Below are 17,261 nucleotides of genomic sequence, written 5' to 3'. Positions count from 1 at the left end.
AAACCTAACGCGTCGGTGTGGCGACGATCACACTGGGGTCTCGCTGGGTGGGACTCTTTCTCGGTTCAGCCCCCGGCGTAGTCCCCGAACCGCTCGTCGACCTCCTCGGCGGTGAGCCCGTACTCCTCGAGCGTGTACCGGTGGGCCGGTTTGCGGTTGCCGGAGTGGCTCTCGGAATGCATGTCTTCCATCTCGCGATGTGCCTGGTCGGACATCGGGATCGAGAACTGGGAATAGATCTTCTCGACCGTCCCCAGCGGGTCCGCGACGAAGTCGCGGTAGTCGACGTCGATGAACTGGGCCGGGTCGTACTTGGCCCGCGCCGCCGTGAAGTCCTCGAGCCCGCGCGCCCACAGGTCCAGCTGGCCGCGGCCGATCACCTCGCCGCGGAACGTGTTGGACCAGCCCTCGGTGGCGTGCTCGGCGAGGCTGCACATCGACGGGATGATGGTGCTCGGCGGACGGTGGGTCTGGACGATCAGCGCGTCCGGGTACACCGCCATCAACTCGTCGAGCGCGAACAGGTGGCTCGGGTTCTTGAGGACCCACCGCCGGTCGCGGTCCGGCAGGCCGATGAGCTGGAGGTTCTTCTTGTGTCGGGCGTAGGCGTTGGTCCAGTCCTGGCCCTGCAGCCATGTCGAGTACGTCGGCAGGTTCGCCAGGCACTCGTACGACACCGACTTGAAGGTCTGACGCAGCAGCTGCCAGCACTCCTCGACCTCGCCGGCCGACATGTAGTGCACGCCCATGAACTCGGGGTGATCCACGTGGTGCTGGCTGAACTGCTGTTCGATCGCCTGGAACACCGGATTGGAGTCCCACGTGTCGCGCGGCGGCCGCGGCTGCGGCATCTCCGTCAGCCACATCTCCAGACCCTGATGCGCGGGGTCGACGGTCAGGAGGCGGTGCAGTGCGGTGGTGCCGGTGCGGGGGAGGCCGGTGACGAAGATCGGACGCTCGATCTGCACGTCGGCGTATTCGGGGAACTGCTTCCAGGCCGCCTCGCTCAGCAGCCTCGCCACCAGCGCGCCGCGGAGGAAGACGCGAGAGATCTTGCTGCCGAACGGCGTCAGGTCCTCGTCGCGGGCGTACGAGTCGAGCAGTACGCCGAGAGCCTCGGTGTAGTCGTCGACGCCGAAGTCGGTGAGGCCGGTCATCCTGGTCGCGGACGCGTGCAGGTCCTCGACGGTGCCGACGGTCGTGCGTTCAGTCATGGTGCTCCTTCAGAAGCCGGCTCTAGTGGTGGAACTCGCCGCAGTTGACGTCGAGGCACTGGCCCGTGATCGCGCTGGCCATCGGTGAGGCCAGGAAGATCACGGCGTTGGCGACCTCGTCGGTGGTCGGCAGGCGCTTGAGGTCGCTGTTCGCCGCGGTGTGCTCGTAGACCTGGTCCACCGTGATGCCGAACTTCTCGGCCTGGTGCTCGAAGAACTTCTTGAGCGTGTCACCCCAGATGTAGCCGGGCGCGACGGAGTTCACGCGGATGCCCTGCGGTCCCAGTTCGGTGGCGAGCGACTGCGACATCGCGAGCAGCGCCGACTTGGCGAGCTTGTAGCTGCCGTAGCGCTCCTGCGAGTGCCGCAGCACCATCGAGTTCACGTTCACGACCGCACCCTTGGACTCGGCCAGAGCCGGGGTGAACAGCTGCGTCAGGCGGAGCGCACCGAGCACGGTCAGCTCGATCGCGTCGCGGATGTGCTGGAAGTCGGTGCGGCCGAACGGCTTCATCGACGGCACCGTGAAGGCGTTGTTGATCAGGCCGTCGACCCGGCCGAAGGCGTCGGTGGTGGCGGCCAGCAGGTGGGCGGCCGAGGCGTCGTCGGTGATGTCGGTCGACACCGTCACCGCGCGTCGGCCCAGATCGGTGACCTCCTTGGCCACCTCGTCGAGTCGCGACTGGGTGCGCGCGGCCAGCACCAGATCGGCGCCGGCCTCGGCGCAACGCAGCGCGAGGGTGCGGCCCAGCGCCGGTCCCACGCCCGAGATGACGATTACCTTGTCCTGCAACAGATTTGTCATGTCCTACCCCAGCATTCTGTCGGCGACGGCAGACTGGCGCGCCGCGATGCGGGCGGCGAAGTCCTCCGGCGTGATCTTGTTGTGTTCGTGGAACGGCAGTTTCGCGGCGATCTCGTCGAGCTTGACCACCTCGACGGTCGGGCCGTCCTCGGGCGTGAACTCCCGCGACGTCCGCTGCCACCGGAACTGCAGGTAGCCGCGCGGATGGCCGAGGGCCTCGAGCCAGTTGGTCACGCCCGGGTTGTGCTCGCTCAGGACCATCCGGATCATTCCGTCCGGATCGACCTGCGCCTGGGTGTTGTTCAGCGACGTCTGGTGATCGATGTAGTCGAGCGAGATGTACCACAGGCTGCCCAGCTGGAAACCCTGGTACGGCGCATCGGATTTCGGCACCGTGATGATCATCGCCTCGTCGTCGGCGAGTTCGTAGTGGCCCACCGAGGAGTATTGCGTGGCCAGGCCGCCCGGGGTGAGCCGCGGTGCGGTCATCGTGTTGACCGGCAGGTTGTCGTAGAACCACTGCGGGAACTGCAGCCACGTCTTGACGCGGGTGACCAGTGCCTTGCCTGCGCGCGCGAACCGCTTCTCGGTCTCTTCCTTCGTGAGCGGCGGCACCGGGACACCGATCCGGTCGGCGCGTTCGATCCGGATGGTGCCGCGCTGCTGGCTCCAGTCGCTGTAGACCTCGCGGACCACCAGCTGGCTCGAGCCCGGTCCAAGCGTGAAGTGGTTCCGTCGCCCGTCCGCCGGACTCGGCCCGAACGTGGCGACGAACGTCCCGTCGTCCTCGATGTGGAGTTCCCGGTCGTCGAAGGCGATCTCGCTGCCCGGCACGTTCGCGTTGGTGTAGTTGCCGCTGAGCACCTGGAAGCTCAGGTCGGCGGTGGTGCCGCGGGTTCCGGTCACGATGTACTCGGCGTCGTCGTTGATCCGTGCCCCGAAGTACAGGGTGTCGGGATTGTCGAGGCCCATCTTCGTGTACGGCCCGGTGCCCTGGATGAAGGTCGGATGAGTCTTCTCGGTGGCCCAAGCCGCGTGGACGGTCGCGAGGATTCCGCCGGCGAGGTACTGCATCCCCTCCAGTAGGTCCTGCTCCGACCGAATATGGGGGGCGCTCTCGACCAGTTTCTCGGCCTCGGCCATGGCCTCGGCGAGTGGATCCGTCAGCACACCTTGCTCCTTCTATCCGGTGGTACAAATATGTACCTGGGTGGTAGAACATGCGATGCGTCAGACGATAGAACGTGTTTCAAGGAGTGGTCAATGACTGCAGGGGTCGCCGAGCCCGCCGAGTCCGGTGGACGCCGTTCTCCGCCGACGGCGCGGGTCGTCCAGATCCTCGACTTCCTCGTCGCTCGGGAGGAGCAGCGATTCGGGCTGTCCGAACTCGCGCGCACGCTGGCGATCAGCAAGCCGACCTGCCTCGGCATCCTCTCCGAATTGGTGTCCGGCGGATACCTCACCCGTGATCTGGCGTCGAAGACGTACGGCCTCGGTCCTGCGCTCATCGCCGCTGGACGCGCCGCGCAGCGCGGATTCGCCATCGGGCCGATCGCGCGTGCCCAACTCGACAAGATCGCCGCCGAGTTCGGTGCGGTGTGTACGGCGTCTGCGGTGGTGGGTGACCAGGTCATGATTCTCGAGACCGTCAACCCACCGGGGGTCACCCTGGGGCGCACGGCGGCCCGGGTGGGGCAGGCGTATCCGTTCGCCCCGCCGGTCGGACTCATGTACGTGATCTGGGACGGCGACGACGATCTCGAGGCCTGGTTGCGGCGGGAGCCGGCGCTGCCGGTCGTCCTCGACCGTGACCTCCTGCAGCGGGTCGTCGACGACTGCCGCCGGGTCGGCTACCTCGTCGAGCGGCTCACCCCGGTCGGGCGCAAGCTCTTCTCGCTCATGGCGGGCGTCGCCGGTCGGGATCTACCGACGGAGCTTCGCGAGCTGATCGGCGAGATGGTGTCGAGCCTCGGTGAGCGTGTCTATCTGCACAGCGAGACCGAGGTCGACGTCGAGTATCCGGTGAGCCTGATCGCCGCGCCGGTCTACGACGCGGACGGCCACCAGGCGCTCGTGCTGACGCTCGACGTGGGTGGGGCGATCAGTGGCGCGGAGATCGCACGGCGTGGTGCGGCGCTCGTGGCGGCCGCGGATGCCGTGACTGCGGAGGTCGGCGGTCGGTGTCCCGTCCGCCCCTGACCGGCCGAATGTCACATGCGTTCGGTCTGACTGAACCGATGTGACATTCGGCCACGGCGCGGGGTGATCGCGAGCCATTGACCGCCCGGTGGAACCGGTTCTATTCTCGGCTCAGAGTCAGTATGCGAACCGACCCGGTACAAAACTGTACCGATTGATCCGTCGAGGAGCCGCGCGTGACACCCCTGGCATCCCCGTCCACCTACGAGCTGTCCCACCTGCAGGCGCTCGAGGCCGAGGCGGTCCACATCTTCCGTGAGGTCGCCGCGACGTTCGAGCGTCCCGTGCTGCTGTTCTCCGGCGGCAAGGACTCGGTGGTCATGCTGCACGTCGCGGCGAAGGCCTTCTGGCCCGCGCCGTTGCCGTTCGCGGTGATGCACGTCGACACAGGACACAACTTCGACGAGGTCATCGAGTTCCGGGACCGGACCGTCGACCGCCTGGGGCTGCGACTGGTCATGGCGAGTGTGGAGCACGACATCGCCGCCGGGCACGTGGTGGAGGAGACGGGCCCGCGGGCCAGCCGCAACCGGCTGCAGACGCACACCCTGCTCCGCGGCATCCGGGACAACCGTTTCGACGCGGTCTTCGGCGGCGCCCGGCGCGACGAGGAGAAGGCCCGCGCCAAGGAACGGGTGTTCAGCTTCCGGGACGAGTTCGGCCAGTGGGATCCCAAGGCGCAACGCCCGGAAGTGTGGAGCCTCTACAACGGGCGACACCGCCGGGGCGAGCACATCCGGGTGTTCCCGCTGTCGAACTGGACCGAACTCGACATCTGGCAGTACATCGCCGCGGAGGAGATCGAGCTGCCGTCGATCTACTACGCCCACCGCCGACCCGTCGTCGAGCGTGACGGAATGCTGCTGGCGCACACGCGGTTCCTGTCCCTGTTACCGGGGGAGGAGTCCCGTGACGAACTCGTCCGGTTCCGTACCGTCGGCGATGCGACGTGCACCGGCTGCGTCGAGTCGTCGGCCGTCACCGCGGCCGAGGTCGTGACCGAGGTGGCCGCGAGCCGCATCACCGAGCGTGGCGCCACCCGCGCCGACGACCGAATCTCCGAGGCCGGGATGGAAGACCGCAAGAAGGAGGGGTACTTCTGATGGTGCACACCCAGCAACTCCTCCGCGTCGCGACCGCGGGCAGCGTCGACGACGGCAAGTCCACCCTGATCGGACGCCTGCTGTACGACTCGAAGTCGATCTTCGAGGACCAACTCGAGGCGGTCGAACGCAGCAGTCGCGAGCGGGGCACCGAGTACACCGATCTCGCTCTGCTCACCGACGGACTTCGGGCCGAGCGCGAGCAGGGCATCACGATCGACGTCGCGCACCGCTACTTCGCCACCCCACAGCGCAAGTTCATCATCGCCGACACCCCCGGTCACGAGCAGTACACGCGCAACATGGTCACCGGCGCCTCGACCGCGGACCTCGCGCTGATCCTCGTCGACGCCCGCAAGGGTGTGCTCGAGCAGACCCGGCGGCACGCGTTCCTGTCGACGCTCCTCGGGATCCCGCACCTCGTGTTGTGTGTGAACAAGATGGACCTCGTCGAGTGGTCGCAGGAGCGATTCGAGGAGATCAAGGACGAGTTCGGCCAGTTCGCAACCAAACTCGACGTGCACGACCTGACGTTCATTCCGGTGTCTGCACTCAAGGGCGACAACATCGTCACCCGCACCGAGAACATGCCGTGGTACGAGGGTTCGTCGCTGCTGCACCATCTCGAGGACGTGCACATCGCGTCCGATCGCAACCTCATCGACGCGCGCCTGCCCGTGCAGTACGTGATCCGGCCGCAGCAGCAGACCGACGCCGACCTGCACGACTTCCGCGGCTACGCCGGAACCGTGGCCAGCGGTGTGTTCAAACCCGGCGACGAGGTGGTCGCCCTGCCGTCGGGATTCACGTCGACGATCGCCGCGATCTGGGGGCCCGGCGGCGAGCCGGTGAAGGAGGCGTTCGCGCCGTCCGCGGTGTGCGTGCAGCTGGCCGACGACCTGGACGTGAGCCGCGGCGACACCCTGTGCCGGCCCAACAACCGCCCGCTCGTCGGTCAGGAGCTGGACGCGATGGTCTGCTGGCTCACCGAGCAGGCGGCCCTCAGCGAGGACGCCCGGTACACCGTGCTGCACACCACGCGCGCCACCAGGGGCCAGGTCGTCCGGCTCGACTACCGCCTCGACGTCAACACCCTGCACCGCGACGAGACCGCGCAGTCGTTGACGCTCAACGAGATCGGACGCATCCAGCTGCGCACCCAGCAGCCGCTGCTGTTCGACCCGTACCGCCGCAACCGGGTCACGGGCAGCTTCATCCTCGTCGACGACTCGACCGGCAACACCGTCGCGGCCGGCATGATCACCGGCCCGACGCTCAAGGAATCGAAGGTGGTGTGGCACTCGGCCGCGGTGTCCAGGGAGGAGCGGGCCACGCGCGGGATGACCGTGTGGCTCACCGGGTTGTCGGCGTCCGGCAAGTCCACCGTGGCCGTCGAGCTCGAACGCCGCCTGGTCGCGGCCGGGGTGCCGGCCTACCGGCTCGACGGCGACAATCTCCGGCACGGACTCAACGCCGACCTCGGTTTCACTGCCGCGGACCGCGCCGAGAACGTCCGTCGGGTGGGTGCGGTCTCGCAGCTGCTCGCGGACGGCGGCACCGTCGCGATCGCATCGCTCATCAGTCCGTACCGCGCGGACCGGGACCGGGTGCGCCGCCTGCACGAGGAGGCCGGGCTGCCGTTCGTCGAGGTGTTCGTCGACACCCCGATCGAACAGTGCGAGGCGCGCGACCCGAAGGGCATGTACGCCAAGGCGCGGGCGGGGGAGATCACCGGCTTCACCGGCGTCGACGACCCGTACGAGGCGCCCGAGGACGCCGAACTGGTGCTGCGGCCCGAGGACGGCGACCCGGTCGCGCAGGCCGCGAAGATCATGGAGTATCTGCACCTGTGAGCACCGACGCCGAACTCGCCGCCGACCTCGCCGCTCGCGCGGGCGACCTGCTACTGGAGATCCGCGCCCGCGAGCTGGGGGAGACCCCGCTCGACCGGGCGGCCGCGAAGGAACTGGGCCGACGCGGCGACAAGGCGGCCAACGTCCTGTTGCTGGACGGGCTGGCCGCCGCCCGGCCCGGCGACGCCGTGCTGTCCGAGGAATCCGCCGACGACCCGTTCCGGCTGGACAATCCACGGGTGTGGATCATCGACCCGCTCGACGGCTCTCGGGAGTACGGCCTCGTGGGCCGCACCGACTGGGCCGTCCACGTCGCGCTGTGGGAGCGGGGACTCGGCATCACCGCCGCCGCCGTCGCACAACCCGCGCGCCGCGAGGTGTACGTCAGCGGTGCGGTCCACGCCGTCGCCACCGACCGTGCTCGGCCACGAATCCTGGTGAGCGACAGCCGGCCACCGCAGTTCGTCGACGCGCTGGCCCGGCGGGTCGGCGCCGACGTCGCCCCGATGGGGTCGGCGGGAGCGAAGGCGATGGCGGTGCTGCGCGGTGAGGCCGACGCGTACGTGCACGCCGGTGGGCAATGGGAATGGGACTCGGCGGCACCGGTGGGCGTCGCTCTGGCCGCCGGACTGCACTGTTCCCGGATCGACGGGACGCCCCTGCGCTACAACGAACCCCATCCGTACCTGCCCGACCTGCTCATCTGCCGCCGCGACCTCGCGGTCCCGCTGCTCGCCGGGATCGCCGAGGAGACCGGCGGTCCCACCGACACCCCGCGGGTGGCGATGGCGCGCGAATACATCGACTCCCTCGTCACCCACGACACCAGCAAGGTCCGGCTCGCCCGGCACTGTCACCGCTACGAGAACGGCCAGCGCACAGGCGATTCCGGCGACGAGATTCGCGCCATGCTCGAGAACGGAGCGCAGTACCGGCCGATCAGCGCCGTCCGGGACCTCGAGTTCCGGGAGTGGGGCACCGACGTGGTGGCCCGCTTCCTGCTCGACATGAGCTTCGGACGCGACACCCTCACCGTCGCGATCACCGAACACTTCGCGATCCCGAGCGCCGAGATCGACTCGATCACGGCGATCATCGAACCGCAACGCTAGCTAGCTAGGCGTTCAGACCTGCCGGTAGTGTCACCCCCGTGGCATTCGATGACGGCGAACGGTCGGCCCTGTTGGCTCTGAAGGGTGTCGGGCCCACCGTGGTGCGACGGCTCGAAGACATGGGCCACGACAGCTTCGACGCATTGCGATCCGTCCACGCCGACGACATCCTCGACGCGGGGGCTGCCGTCACCGGGTCGACTTGCTGGCGCAACAGCCCGCAAGCCCGCGCGGCGATCGCTGCGGTCCTCGAGCGGGCACACCGGGATCGACCGGAGTTCGGGGCTCCGTAACCGGCCTCCGTCGTCGGGATCGACGATTACGCCGATGCGGACTCGGCCGCCAGGGCGGCCCCGAGCGCGTCGAGTAGAAGATTTGTGCCTTCCTCGCGGGACCCGGCGTCGTCGTAGCCGTCGAGGAACGCGCCGTGCTCGGTCATCATCAGCCGAGTGCCGGCCCCGGACGGGAACAACTCGATCGTCGCCAGCGACACGGAGGTCCGGACGTCGTCCATGTGCATGTCGTACGTGTAGACGATTCGCTCGTTCGGCACGATGTCCTGGTAGATGGACGAGAACGAATGCACCGGGCCGTCTTTCGGCCCGCCCGCGGTGGTCTCGCGACCGCCGACACGGAAGTCCATCGTGTTCTCGCCCGACACCCATTCGTCGGGGGCGGTGAACCAGCGGGCCTTGGTGTCGGGGTCGGCGAACGCGTGGAAGACCTGTTCCGGGCCGGCGTCGTAGGTGCGTTCGATGACGAATGTGGAATGGGTGACCGATCGGGTGCTCATGGCTGCTCCTTACGAATCAGCGTGCTTCGTCGGTCTCGGTGAGGTAGTCGCCGAGTCGGTCGAGTCGACGCTCCCAGGTGGTGCGCCGCTGGGCGATCCACTGTCCGGCGGGGTCGAGAGCGCCCGGGATCAGCTGGTACGTGCGGGTTCGGCCGATCTTCTCGGACCGGACGAGTCCGGACGCCTCCAGCACCCGGAGATGCTGCACTACGGCGGGCAGTGACATGTCGAACGGCGCCGCGAGCTCGCTGACCGAGGCCGGGCCGCGGCTGAGTCGCTCGACCATTCCGCGCCGACTCGGATCCGACAGTGCGTGGAACACCCCGTCGAGTGGCGCGGAATACTTAAGCACCCACTTAAGTATTCTCGCTCGCCGCTCTAAGTCAAGGGATCGACGTCAATTCGCGGGCCGTCAGAAACGCAGGGTCATCGGACCCGGGTTCCACAGCCCCGACCGCCGTTCCGTCACCGTCGTCAGTTCGGCCGGCACCGCGGACTCGTTGCGCGGCGTGAACTGTTCGATCTGTCCCCAGTCCCGACGCCAGTCGTGATCGAGATACGACGGGATCGTCTCGGCGGTCAACAGTTGGTCGGTCCAGCCCAGCGGGCCACCACCGAAATGGTCCTCCCACCGGTTCGTCGAGACCGCACCCGGGCGATCGGGAAGGATCCGGTACCCAGGCACCTCCGCGACACCGTTCAGATGCGAGAACGGCTGCTGGCACGGGAACTGGAGCCCCACGGCCCAGTCCGCGAGCACCGGGGTGTCGGACCCGACGACGTCCTGGAGGGTTCGCGTCTGCGGAACTCGCGGAGGAGTGACCGCGAGCCATTGATCGGGATCGCGGTCCTCGTCGGAGGCGACGAGACGAACCGCGTCGGCCTCGGCGGGCAACTGGTCCAGGGGAACCCGCACGTTCCGCCACGACGGCTCGGGCCCGATGTCGAAGGGCAGCGCCCGGCCCAGGACGTCCACCGAACCGTCGGGTCGGCGGACGCCGTACTCCAGCTCGAGGTCCTGGCCGTACGTGACGATGCCGTCGCGGTCCATCGAGCGGATCCGCCCGGCGACCGCAATCGAGACGATGTCGCCGCGGGTGCCGTCGTCGCCGACGGCCGGCAGACCGTACCAGCCGCTGACCAGTGACGCCGGGGTCTGCTCGCTGGTGCGGTAGCTGCCGAGCACGGGCGTGGTGGCGGGGTCGAGCCCGTACGGCAGCGCGACGGAGCTGCCGTTGACGCCCACCGATCCCTCGCCGCCGCCCGTTCCGGCCGCGGTGTCCGTCGTGGTGGTCGTCGTGTCGGGGTTGACCATGTTTGCGGTGCCCGATGCCGCGGTCTCCGCGTCGGCGCTGAGATCAGACGCGACGCCGTTGGGCCCGAACCCGGTGGATTCGGTGCCGGCGAGCGCGGTCGCCGCGTCGCCCGAGAGCGGTTGCAGCATGGACGCATTCGGATCGGTTTCGAGCAGCACGTCGTTCGCGAGCCCGCAGTTCTGGCCACGCAGCGCGTCGAAGTTCGATCTGCCGACCGAGTACGCGGGGTACTGGCTCACCGTGCTCTTCGCGAGCGAGAGCACCTCGAACAGCACCATCGCGGCGGCGGCGATCGTCAGCGGGGGCAGCGCCCACAACCACCGGGTGCGGGAACCAGGTTCGGGTACACGGGAATCGCGGACGTGACACCACGCGGCAACCGCGACCATCACGATCGCCCCACCGAACAGCACGGTCGCAGCTCCGGTGCCGGCGAGCGACGGCGGCTTGTCCCACCACATCACACCCCACGCCGACACGTACCAGTAGTTGTTCGTCCCGATGAACGTGAACGCCAGGAGGAACAGGATCCCGGCTGCGAACAGAGCACGGTTACGGGGCGAGCGCAGCACCGCCGTGCTGACGGCGACTGCGGTGAGCACAGCGAGGGCACCCGCCAGGCCGGCGAAGACGCCGAGGTGGTGCGTCCACTTGGTGGGCGTGAACATCATCAGCGCGACAGCGCCGAACGTGACCCCGATGATGCGGCGGGACGGACCGGCCGAGGTGCCGGGGATGCGTCCTCCCTTGCGCAACATCGCGAGGACGGAGACCGCGAGCCCCAGGAACATCACGAAGATGCCGAACCTCCGCGAGAGCGAGCCGTCGGCGGTGTCGTTGAGCAACCACTGGTACCTCAGGTTCTCGCTGAACCACTTCTCGCTCGGGCCGCCGGCGTCGTGGGCGTCCTGCATCGCCGGGACGACCGCGAGCGTCTGGTCGGCGAAGATCGCGACGAGTATGGCGGTGCCGGCGGCCACGAGCGGCAACAACAGCGCCGCAAAACCGACGGTCTTCGCGCGTGCGATCACGATCCGCAGGAGCGGCCGCAGTCCGGCGAGCAGTGCAGCGAAACAGATGATTCCGGAGGGCCCGACCGAGAGCGTCGCGGCGGCGACGAGGATCGCGACCGCCGCCGGCAGCAGGCGCCGGGTCGCGATCGCCCGCTCCACCGAGCACCAGGTGAGCAGCACACCGGCCGCGACGATCGGTTCCGGACGCAGGCCGTTGTTGTACGGCAACCACACCGCGAGGAAGCCCAACGCGCCCGTCCACAGCGCGAGGCGACTCGTGCGCGCCGCGGCACCGAGCCGCGGCACCACCTCGCGACTGAGCACCATCCACGTCACGATGCCCGCGAGCAGCGCCGGCAGGCGCACCCACGGACTCGCGTTCCAGATGTCGTCGAGCAGTCCGAAGATGTAGTAGTACGGGGTGCCGAACGGGGTCTCCGGGACACCGAAGTAGCGGAAGTAGTTGGACATGTAGCCGGACGACTGCGCCGAGCGCGCCATCGTGTACTGGTAGCCGTCGTCGGCAGTGGTCGCGCCGATGAAGTGCCACAGCAGCAGCGTTCCGATGACGACCACGTCCACGACCCCGAAACGCCACCACCGGGCGGGCAGGAAACGGCGCGCCCGGCGGCCGTCCGTCAGATCGAGTCGATGCAGCGCGAGCAGGGCCAGCAACGTCGCCAGCACCGCGACGATCATCGCGACGATCTTGATCAGCGTGGGCGTCGTGGAGAACCGGGTGTCGAGTTCCGCGGTCACCTGCAACCCGGCCGGTGCCGAACCGTCGAGATCGCTGAACACGCCGACCATCTGGGGGCGGACGTCGCCCTCGACAGTCTTCGTCGTCAACTCCCCGCCGGGGCCCGTGATCGACGCCGTCGTCCGGTTCGAATCGGACGAGATGACGATCGCGCAGTCGACGCCGCGCAGTTCCGACAGCGGAGTCGAGATCAGCGACCTGTCGCGGAGGATCACCTCCAGGCGGGCGGGTGTGGACTCCGACGCCGCCACGGTCTTGGCGATGAGGCCGTACTGCTCCGTTCCCGGCGCACCGGCGGGAATCGTCGAGACCAGAAGGCCTCCGTCGTCGAGGCCCGCGGCCGTCGCGCACGGGATGCGGGCGTCGAAGGTGAAGGGCGCATACGACACGAGGGGCGCCTCGACGCTGGTCGTGACGCCGTTCTGCGGCCACGACAGCGTCGCCTGCTCCTGATGCACCGGCAGTAAAGGTATGACCAGCGCCGACACGATGCCGACGATTGCCGCGACGATCGCGACCAGTCGCGCACGTCGAAGCCCCCACCTCGACGCCGCCCGATCGTCTGCTCGTGCCTGCCCGCTCGCGGATGCATGCTCCGCCCCCACCATGCTGTCGACCACGAGAAGCGATGGTAACCGCAATCACACGAACCGCGGCCATACGCACCGCGTCACTGCGAAATCCGGCAATTCGCCGGGTAGAACTGACGGATGAAGGTCTACACCGGAACCGATCCCGCCATCGATCTGTCGAAGGTGGCCGAGTTCGCCCGACGCGTGGAGGCCGCCGGCTACAACGGCCTCCACGTCTCGGAGACCGTGCACGACCCGTTCCTGCTCGCGTTGCTCGCGCTGCAGGCCACCGAACGGATCACGGTGCGGACCTCGGTGGCGCTCGCGTTCGTGCGCAGCCCGCTCGTGACCGCCTACACCGCATGGGACCTGTCGAAGCTGTCCGGCGGACGGTTCCATCTCGGTCTCGGCAGCCAGATCCGGCAGAACATCGAAGAGCGGTACGCAATGCCGTGGAGCGCGCCCGCGGCGGCGATGCGTGAATACGTCGGCGTCGTGCGGGCCGCGTTCGCGACGTTCCGCACCGGAGAACTCGTTGCGTACGAGGGGGACAGGTACCGCTTCACGCGGATGCAGCCGTACTTCAACCCGGGCCCCGATTCGGCAACCCCGATGCCCCCGATCTACCTGGGCGGCGTGGGACCGCTCATGTGCCGCGTCGCAGGAGAGTGCGCGGACGGCCTCGTCACCCACCCCACCAACTCCGATCCGCGCTACCTCGTCGACGAATGCGTGCCGGCGCTGACCGAAGGTGCGTCGACGGTAGGTCGCTGCCTCGACGGCTTCGATGTCGTTGCCGGACTGCAGGTGATCACCGGCGCGACCGACGCGGACGTCGCCGAGGAACGCGAACGTCGCCGCCGCCTGTTCGCGTTCCTGTACTCGACGCCGGCCTACCGCGGTGCGCTCGAGCGTCACGGCTTCCCCGACCTCCAGGGGTGGTTGTCCGATCTGGTCCGTCGCGAGGACTGGGATCGGTTGCGCGACATCGTCACCGACGACGTCCTCGGCACGATCGTGCCTACCGCGCGCTACGACACGCTCGCCGACGCGATCAGCCGGCGTCTGGACGGCGTCGCGCAGGGTGTCACGCTGGCGCTGCCCGAGAACCCCGACCAGGATCGGCGGATGGCCGACGTGGTGGCCGAGTTGCAGGCCATGTAGGGCCCGGAAGCTGGAGAGTTGTGGAGGGGAGTGGGATGAGTCGTGTCGCTCGGATCGTGCCCGTGCTCGCCGCACTGCTGTGCGGTGTGCTCGCCGGTCGGGTGTTGTGGTCGCCGATGCCCGACGACTACGTCAGGGGCGGGAGCAGGCTGCCCGACGCCCTCTCCGCGAACGGGGCGGGTGTCGCGTGTGCCGCCGTCGTGGCCGTGCTGGTGACGGTTGCACTGACCCGGCGGCGCTCGGTGACGCTGGTGACGGCCGCTGCCGTGGCCGGGCTGCTGCTGCTCGCCTTGCCGGAGGTGCTGTCGTATCCCGACGATCCGGCGGTGCTCCTGTACTCGAATTCCGTTGCCGCAGGCATGGTTCTGGGTGCGATCTCACCTCTCGCCGCCCGCGATCGGAACGTCCAGGCCGCGCTCGTCGGGGGTGCCATCGGTGCCTTCCTGCTGTCGGGGTCCGTCGTCGACCTGCGTCGGTTCGGTAGTGCGGACTCGGGTTGGATCGGCTATGCCCCGCTGACGTCGCGCGAGTCCGTGGAGCAGTCGGGCGTGGTGGGCCTGTGGCCCGCCGTCGTAGCCGCGGTCCTGGTCGTCCTGACGGCTCTCGTCGATCGGAGAGTTTCGTGGACTGCGCGGGTCGACACCCGGTGGCTCGCGGTCGCCGCCGCACTGCCCGTCGCGGCCTTCGCGGCCAACTGGATCCTGATCGAGTCGGGGGCGCGTCCCGAGTGGTGGTATCCGTACGTCGGTGTGACGGTGGCGCTGGTTGCCTGGATCGCGTGGCAGTTGCCCGGGCGTGACGGGCAGGTGGTGTTCGCCGGTGTCGCGGTACTCGCCGCGGCAACAGGGGGAATGCCGTGGTCGAGCACCGACTGGTGGGCCCTCGCGATTCCGGCCGCGCTGATCGTCGCCGGAGTCGCGACGGGGCTCCGGTGGCCGGTTCCGGTGGCCGGGTTCGCGCTCCTGGCGGCGGTGGCTGCGGCGTCCCTGGTGGCACCCGAGTGGGATCTCCGCTCGATCGCCTCCATGTTCGTGCTGCCCGCCGCAGCGGGGTACGTGGTCGGTGCCTGTCTGCCCACAGCTGCGCCTGCGTCCACGGTCGGACTCTCGCTACCGTTCACCGTCGGGATCCCGGGCATCGCGGCAGCGGCCTGGACGATCACCGAACGGTACGCCGACTACGCGTCGTCGTCGGTCTTCGAACCGCAGGTGTCGGTCTCGGCGCCCGCCGCCGCGGTTGCCCTCGCAGCGATCGTGTTGTGCGGTGTGGGCGCGTGGGGACTCGATCTGCGATCGGGAGCCCGGGGGGCCTACTGACGTCACGGACCATGCCCGGAAACGGCCGAAGGCCCCACTCTCGAAAGAGTGGGGCCTTCTCGGTGCCCCCGGCAGGATTCGAACCTGCGGCCTTTCGCTCCGGAGGCGAACGCTCTATCCCCTGAGCTACGGGGGCGCACCGGAAATCCGGTGTGCCAGTGGGCGGAGTTAGCGTAGCGCATTGTCGGCGATCATCCACATCGCCTGGTAGATCGGTGTTTCTCGGCCGGTCGGCGCGGAAACGAGACCGGGCGGCACACCCGTTCGAGGATGCGCCGCCCGGTCCACAGGCGTACCGACTAGTTCATCGGTAGCGGGGCGGCGTTCCGCTCCGCGAGCATGCCCGTGATGAGCGTCGACTCGCCCTGCTGCGTCGCGACCATCGTCTTCGCGAGGTTACGAACCACCGGAACGTCCGCGTACTGCTCGGCGTACTGCATCATCGGGAGCCCACCCTGATGGTGCCGCAGCATGAGCTGAAGGAACATCACGTCGAGCGCCGGCCCCGACGACTGTCCCAGCGCCGACATCTCCTCGGGGCTCGCCATACCCGGCATCGAGCTGGAGTCCTGCGCCGGCTCCGCCGTCGATGCCGCTGCGTGGTCCGAATGACCGTGGCCCTCGCCCTCGGTCATCCAGGTCATGTACCCGCCGCTGGGCAGTGGCGCCTGATCCCACAGGGCCAGCCAGCCTTGCATCTGGCCGACCTGGTTCTGCTGGGTCGTCAGGATGTCGTACGCGAGGTTCTTCACCGCCTGATCGCCCGACTTCGTCAGCGCGATCGTGGCCATGTCGATGGCCTGGTTGTGATGGACCGTCATGTCCTGCGCGAACCCGACGTCGACGGAATCAGATTTCGGGACTGTGGTGGTGTCGTCGTTCAGCGGCAGCTTCACGAAGAACCCGAGCGCGAATCCGATGGCCAGGACACCGATCAGCCCGATCACGGTGAGCGCCGTTCGTTGACTGCGGCTGGACGGAGCGGGACCGGCCTCGGCCTGGTTCTGGTTGTCGGTCATCGGGTCGGTCAGCCGTTTCCGCCGGTCGCGGGCGCCGGCTGCTGGAGTTCGGTCGGAATCTGCATGCCATTGGGCAGACCGGCGCCGCCGCCGGTCTCACTCGCGTCCGGCGTGATGCCGCCGCCGTCCATCGGGACCGCGTCCGGTCCCGGCGCGGCCGCGTCGAACGGAGGCGGGTTGGCGGGATCGAACGAGCCGGGGATCGTCGAGCAGCTCGCGCCGACCTCGGGGTAGGCGTACCGGTTGAGGCGCAGGGCGGCGATGAACTGGTCGATGCGCTCGTCATCGGCGGTGTCGACCTCGAGCTGGTGTCCCCACGACTGCAGCGAGATCGGGGAGTCCATGCCCGGGTACGGAGACATCAGCATGTAGCCGTCACGGGAGCTTGCACGCTCCTCGAGCTGCTTGCGCTGCGCGTCGTCGATCTTGTCGGGGTTGTACGCGATCCAGATCGCGCCGTGTTCGAGCGAGTGGACGGCGTTCTCGGTGCGGATCGGATCGGCGTACACGGTGCCCATGCATGTGGCCCACACGGAATCGTGCGGTCCGCCGAACGGCGGGGTCTGGTCGTACGCGACCCGCTGGGTCGCGTCGACGTGCACGCCGGCCGGGTAGTCGACCGTGACGACGCCGTCGATCGCTGTCGACGGATCCTGATTGGACTCGGACGGGGTGAACTTCGCCACCGCCTGCTGATCCTGGTACTTCGGGAAGATGTTGATCGCGAGGACGCCGATCAGGGCGACGACGGCGATGACCGCGCCGATGGTCAGCCACGGAATCTGGCGCGCCGTGCCCCCGCCGCGCTTGGCGGCAGGCACCCCGCCCTTGTTCTTCGCTGCCTTGATTGCCTTGGCTGACTTGGCCCGGGTGTTGTTATTTCCGGGACCGCGACTTTCCGAACCGCTGGGCATCGATGAGTGCTCTTTCGGTGATTGGACATAGGGCATCTCCGAGGAGTATGTAGCCTCCCCGATCCCCCTCAGGCTTCACCACTGTACGTTCCGACCCTGAGTGAAACC

15 protein-coding genes and 1 tRNA gene are annotated in these 17,261 nt (G+C 68.4%); 7 read left to right on the top strand and 9 right to left on the bottom strand.

The annotated features are described in order from the left end of the window. Positions 1 to 65: 65 nt before the first annotated feature. The 3 genes from DEU38_RS14965 to DEU38_RS14955 are packed head-to-tail and all read right to left on the bottom strand — an operon-like array spanning position 66 to position 3,189. On the bottom strand, positions 66 to 1,214 hold the full coding sequence (locus DEU38_RS14965) for a sulfotransferase (protein ID WP_114722203.1): 1,149 nt from the start codon (positions 1,212 to 1,214) through the stop codon (positions 66 to 68). Between the two features lie 22 nt (positions 1,215 to 1,236). After that, complete coding sequence (locus tag DEU38_RS14960) at positions 1,237 to 2,019, bottom strand: SDR family oxidoreductase (protein ID WP_114722202.1); 783 nt, start codon at positions 2,017 to 2,019, stop codon at positions 1,237 to 1,239. Positions 2,020 to 2,022: 3 nt separating this feature from the next. Continuing rightward, positions 2,023 to 3,189: a hypothetical protein gene (locus DEU38_RS14955; RefSeq protein WP_114722201.1), complete on the bottom strand. Its 1,167-nt coding sequence runs from the start codon at positions 3,187 to 3,189 to the stop codon at positions 2,023 to 2,025. A gap of 93 nt (positions 3,190 to 3,282) precedes the next feature. Between DEU38_RS14955 and DEU38_RS14950 the strand changes: the two genes are divergently transcribed. From DEU38_RS14950 to DEU38_RS14930, 5 genes are all read left to right on the top strand, one after another. Beyond that, entirely contained in the window at positions 3,283 to 4,218 is a 936-nt protein-coding gene (locus tag DEU38_RS14950) for an IclR family transcriptional regulator (protein WP_114722200.1), read from the top strand. 176 nt (positions 4,219 to 4,394) lie between these two features. Then, positions 4,395 to 5,321: a sulfate adenylyltransferase subunit CysD gene (gene cysD / locus DEU38_RS14945; protein ID WP_114722199.1), complete on the top strand. Its 927-nt coding sequence runs from the start codon at positions 4,395 to 4,397 to the stop codon at positions 5,319 to 5,321. Then, positions 5,321 to 7,174, top strand: a complete 1,854-nt coding sequence (cysC, locus tag DEU38_RS14940) for an adenylyl-sulfate kinase (protein WP_114722198.1) — start codon at positions 5,321 to 5,323, stop codon at positions 7,172 to 7,174. Before cysD ends, cysC begins: the two co-directional genes overlap by 1 nt. After that, positions 7,171 to 8,286: a 3'(2'),5'-bisphosphate nucleotidase CysQ gene (locus DEU38_RS14935; RefSeq protein WP_114722197.1), complete on the top strand. Its 1,116-nt coding sequence runs from the start codon at positions 7,171 to 7,173 to the stop codon at positions 8,284 to 8,286. The genes cysC and DEU38_RS14935 overlap by 4 nt, the downstream gene beginning before the upstream one ends. Before the next feature lie 38 nt (positions 8,287 to 8,324). Beyond that, positions 8,325 to 8,579, top strand: coding sequence for a helix-hairpin-helix domain-containing protein (locus tag DEU38_RS14930; RefSeq protein WP_114722196.1), 255 nt, complete (start codon positions 8,325 to 8,327; stop codon positions 8,577 to 8,579). A 26-nt stretch (positions 8,580 to 8,605) separates the two neighbouring features. On the opposite strand, the gene DEU38_RS14925 is transcribed toward DEU38_RS14930, so the two are convergent. From DEU38_RS14925 to DEU38_RS14915, 3 genes are read right to left on the bottom strand one after another with little or no spacing between them, the layout of a single operon-like run. Continuing rightward, positions 8,606 to 9,079 (bottom strand): SRPBCC family protein, encoded by a 474-nt coding sequence (locus DEU38_RS14925; protein ID WP_114722195.1) that lies wholly within the window; start codon positions 9,077 to 9,079, stop codon positions 8,606 to 8,608. 16 nt (positions 9,080 to 9,095) lie between these two features. Next, positions 9,096 to 9,431 (bottom strand): helix-turn-helix transcriptional regulator, encoded by a 336-nt coding sequence (locus DEU38_RS14920; RefSeq protein WP_114722194.1) that lies wholly within the window; start codon positions 9,429 to 9,431, stop codon positions 9,096 to 9,098. A gap of 60 nt (positions 9,432 to 9,491) precedes the next feature. Continuing rightward, positions 9,492 to 12,788, bottom strand: a complete 3,297-nt coding sequence (locus tag DEU38_RS14915) for an arabinosyltransferase domain-containing protein (RefSeq protein WP_258557922.1) — start codon at positions 12,786 to 12,788, stop codon at positions 9,492 to 9,494. 90 nt (positions 12,789 to 12,878) lie between these two features. Here DEU38_RS14915 and DEU38_RS14910 point away from each other — a divergent pair, with 90 nt between their 5' ends. Beyond that, positions 12,879 to 13,904 (top strand): TIGR03617 family F420-dependent LLM class oxidoreductase, encoded by a 1,026-nt coding sequence (locus DEU38_RS14910; protein ID WP_114722193.1) that lies wholly within the window; start codon positions 12,879 to 12,881, stop codon positions 13,902 to 13,904. Between the two features lie 35 nt (positions 13,905 to 13,939). Next, on the top strand, positions 13,940 to 15,220 hold the full coding sequence (locus tag DEU38_RS14905) for a hypothetical protein (protein WP_114722192.1): 1,281 nt from the start codon (positions 13,940 to 13,942) through the stop codon (positions 15,218 to 15,220). A gap of 63 nt (positions 15,221 to 15,283) precedes the next feature. Here DEU38_RS14905 and DEU38_RS14900 read toward each other — a convergent pair. From DEU38_RS14900 to DEU38_RS14890, 3 genes are all read right to left on the bottom strand, one after another. Then, positions 15,284 to 15,356 (bottom strand) — tRNA-Arg (locus tag DEU38_RS14900). A gap of 163 nt (positions 15,357 to 15,519) precedes the next feature. Further along, a complete protein-coding gene (locus tag DEU38_RS14895; RefSeq protein WP_114722191.1) occupies positions 15,520 to 16,239 on the bottom strand; it encodes a DUF305 domain-containing protein in 720 nt (239 codons plus the stop codon). An 8-nt stretch (positions 16,240 to 16,247) separates the two neighbouring features. Then, entirely contained in the window at positions 16,248 to 17,153 is a 906-nt protein-coding gene (locus DEU38_RS14890; RefSeq protein ID WP_114722190.1) for a DUF3105 domain-containing protein, read from the bottom strand. Positions 17,154 to 17,261 lie beyond the last annotated feature (108 nt).

Origin of the sequence: Rhodococcus sp. AG1013 (assembly GCF_003350365.1) — a bacterium.
GTDB lineage: Bacteria > Actinomycetota > Actinomycetes > Mycobacteriales > Mycobacteriaceae > Prescottella.
The sequence above is the reverse complement of the archived record's forward strand: the minus strand, read 5'-3'. Positions and strand labels throughout refer to the sequence as shown.

Excerpts from the sequence above, each read along its gene's own strand:
- DEU38_RS14965 (WP_114722203.1), bottom strand. The coding sequence starts at position 1,214 with ATGACTGAACGCACGACCGTCGGCACCGTCGAGGACCTGCACGCGTCC.
- DEU38_RS14960 (WP_114722202.1), bottom strand. The coding sequence starts at position 2,019 with ATGACAAATCTGTTGCAGGACAAGGTAATCGTCATCTCGGGCGTGGGA.
- DEU38_RS14950 (WP_114722200.1), top strand. The coding sequence starts at position 3,283 with ATGACTGCAGGGGTCGCCGAGCCCGCCGAGTCCGGTGGACGCCGTTCT.
- cysC (WP_114722198.1), top strand. The coding sequence starts at position 5,321 with ATGGTGCACACCCAGCAACTCCTCCGCGTCGCGACCGCGGGCAGCGTC.
- DEU38_RS14925 (WP_114722195.1), bottom strand. The coding sequence starts at position 9,079 with ATGAGCACCCGATCGGTCACCCATTCCACATTCGTCATCGAACGCACC.
- DEU38_RS14910 (WP_114722193.1), top strand. The coding sequence starts at position 12,879 with ATGAAGGTCTACACCGGAACCGATCCCGCCATCGATCTGTCGAAGGTG.
- DEU38_RS14905 (WP_114722192.1), top strand. The coding sequence starts at position 13,940 with ATGAGTCGTGTCGCTCGGATCGTGCCCGTGCTCGCCGCACTGCTGTGC.
- DEU38_RS14895 (WP_114722191.1), bottom strand. The coding sequence starts at position 16,239 with ATGACCGACAACCAGAACCAGGCCGAGGCCGGTCCCGCTCCGTCCAGC.
- DEU38_RS14890 (WP_114722190.1), bottom strand. The coding sequence starts at position 17,153 with ATGCCCAGCGGTTCGGAAAGTCGCGGTCCCGGAAATAACAACACCCGG.